The sequence below is a fragment of the Prevotella sp. CAG:592 genome, from assembly GCF_000436015.1.
Classification (GTDB): domain Bacteria; phylum Bacteroidota; class Bacteroidia; order Bacteroidales; family Bacteroidaceae; genus Prevotella; species Prevotella pectinovora.
In genome coordinates this window covers 1-2225 of the sequence record NZ_FR892499.1, presented here as the reverse complement: position 1 = coordinate 2225, position 2225 = coordinate 1, and the positions used below count along the sequence as shown (strand labels likewise).

Annotated in this window: 5 protein-coding genes; 4 read left to right on the top strand and 1 reads right to left on the bottom strand. The window is 42.4% G+C overall.

Features of this window, described 5'->3' with window-relative positions:
* Positions 1–317, bottom strand: a 317-nt coding sequence (locus QVO99_RS01390) for a hypothetical protein (RefSeq protein ID WP_288176853.1), incomplete at its 3' end; no start/stop codon positions are given.
* Between the two features lie 457 nt (positions 318–774).
* Between QVO99_RS01390 and QVO99_RS01385 the strand changes: the two genes are divergently transcribed.
* The 4 genes from QVO99_RS01385 to QVO99_RS01370 all read left to right on the top strand — a co-directional run.
* On the top strand, positions 775–1104 hold the full coding sequence (locus QVO99_RS01385; RefSeq protein WP_287072867.1) for an ArsR/SmtB family transcription factor: 330 nt from the start codon (positions 775–777) through the stop codon (positions 1102–1104).
* A 123-nt stretch (positions 1105–1227) separates the two neighbouring features.
* Positions 1228–1458, top strand: a complete 231-nt coding sequence (locus QVO99_RS01380; protein ID WP_022315796.1) for a thioredoxin family protein — start codon at positions 1228–1230, stop codon at positions 1456–1458.
* A gap of 21 nt (positions 1459–1479) precedes the next feature.
* Complete coding sequence (locus QVO99_RS01375) at positions 1480–1917, top strand: nitrophenyl compound nitroreductase subunit ArsF family protein (RefSeq protein ID WP_022315795.1); 438 nt, start codon at positions 1480–1482, stop codon at positions 1915–1917.
* A gap of 6 nt (positions 1918–1923) precedes the next feature.
* A partial coding sequence (locus QVO99_RS01370) for an urease accessory protein UreH domain-containing protein (RefSeq protein WP_288176851.1) occupies positions 1924–2225 on the top strand: 302 nt, incomplete at its 3' end.

The window sequence follows — 2225 nt, the reverse complement described above, 5'->3', positions numbered from 1 at the left end:
GTCCTTGCCTTGTTTGTGGGCATATCGCCCATAAGCGACAAGGCAAAGATTAGGTTTATGTATGTTGGTGCTGCGCTGTCGTTGATGGCTGTGCCAAGTGCTGCCAGGCCGACCTCATGGCATATGCCAGTTCCGCATTCTTCAAGATTGGCAAGAAGCGTAAGGATATTGCCCAGTTCCTCTGTACGGTTTTCGAAGCTTACTTCCCTGGTGGTTAAGGATTCGTGTATAAGAAGATGCCAGGGACGAAAAGTTAGCTTGATAAGATCAGAGAATAATAGATAAGTTAGCACGAGACCACCATAAAACAAATGCACTTACATCCTTTATAATCTTATTCTTGATAATCTTACTGATTTCTTGTAAAGTACTGATTATCAATACTAACTAAAGCCGAAAATTTGCAAAAGAAACAAATTAGAAACAAGAATTACTTTTATCCGAAAATGAAAACATCTGCTTAACAAATCTTAACATGGAAATGGACGGAAATTTTCCGATGTTGTCATTTGATTACTGTTTCGATTGCTATTAAAAGTGAGAAAATGAGCCCTATTGTTAATTGTTGGACAGCTGACATTTTATGCCTGACTATATGGAATGCTCTAAATGGCAAGTTATCCTCGCAATTAGGAGCACTTTTTAATACTTTTTGATAAACACAGACTGATTTAGCCCTACAAAAATGTTAATCATTTGTTAAATTACGAACAATCCTTGGTAGATCAAAATATTGTTTGTATTTTTGCGAACAAATTCAAGATACATCTAAGCATGGAAGAAAAGAAATATTGCATCAAGACGGAAACTTTGGCAGGTTTTGCTAAGGCCCTCGGACATCCGGCACGCATAGCCATCATGAAGTTCCTTGCGAAACAGGACACTTGTTATTTTGGTGATATTCACGAGGAGTTACCTATAGCAAAGGCTACAGTAAGTCAGCATCTTACAGCTTTGAAAGAAGCAGGACTCATACAAGGTGAGATAGAACCCCCTAAGGTGAAGTATTGCATCAATCGCGAGAACTTGCAGTATGCACACCAACTCTTCTCGGAGTTCTTCAATATGGAACTCAGCGAGAAGAATGATGGTTGTTGCCGATAACCACCCACTTGCAACAGACACTCTTTGACCTAAATATACCCTCGCGGTTCGCTTCGAGGGTATATTTAGAATTAAAATGTTCGTTGTTCTGCGAATTATAAACAATAATTAATTATATAAGTTATGAAACAGATTAAAGTACTTGTAAGCTCATGTGCTTGCAATCAGAAGTATGTGTCTCTAGTAGAGGCGGTAGTAAAGAACAACCAGATTGACGCAACCATCGAAAAGGTGGATGACATCATGAAGGTAATGCAGTACAACGTGATGTCGCTTCCTGCTCTCGTGGTCGATGGCGAGGTTGTTGCCCGTGGGCAGAAGAACGAAGCAGAACTGCTGGCAATCTTGAAGTAACAACCATTAGACAAAGATCATATGAGACCATTATCAATCATCATTCTGGCTGCATTATTTTCAGCCGTTAGTGTAAGCTCTTGCAATGCTAACCACAAATCTGCCGAAGTAAAGACAGAAAATGCAGTTAAGGTTCAGCAACCTGTAGAGATCCTGTATTTCCACGGCAAACAGCGTTGCATTACGTGCATCGCCATCGAGAACGAGACGAAAGCACTCGTTGAGGGCGAACTCTCCTCGCTCGTCAAAAAAGGCAAGGTAACTTTTCGCATCATCGACATCACCACACCCGATGGCAAAAAGCTCGCTAAGAAATACAAGGTGACGTTCTCTTCACTCTTCGTCGTTACGCCGAATGGTGCAGAAGACCTCACCCGCTTCGCCTTTGCCAATGCCCGAAGCAATGCTAAGGAGTTCTGTTCTCAACTAAAAAACAAGGTCATGAAGGCCGTAAAATAACTGGCTATGGACTTTCTCAACCATCTCCTTGACAGCAGCCAGGTGCCAGTATTTACTGCTTTTCTCCTCGGTTTGCTCACTGCACTGAGTCCTTGTCCGTTAGCCACCAACGTCACGGCAGTCGGTTACATTACTCGTGGCTGTATGGCGTGCGATGATGACCAGCAAAGGGCTCGTCGTGGAATCTTGTGGAGTGGCGTGCTCTATACCCTTGGTCGAACTTTTGCCTACACCCTTCTCGGAGTCATCCTCATTTATATAATAAGAATAGGCAAAGACACTTTCGGACTTCAGCAGGTGGTGAGCGA

Excerpts from the sequence above, each read along its gene's own strand:
- QVO99_RS01385 (WP_287072867.1), top strand. The coding sequence starts at position 775 with ATGGAAGAAAAGAAATATTGCATCAAGACGGAAACTTTGGCAGGTTTT.
- QVO99_RS01380 (WP_022315796.1), top strand. The coding sequence starts at position 1,228 with ATGAAACAGATTAAAGTACTTGTAAGCTCATGTGCTTGCAATCAGAAG.
- QVO99_RS01375 (WP_022315795.1), top strand. The coding sequence starts at position 1,480 with ATGAGACCATTATCAATCATCATTCTGGCTGCATTATTTTCAGCCGTT.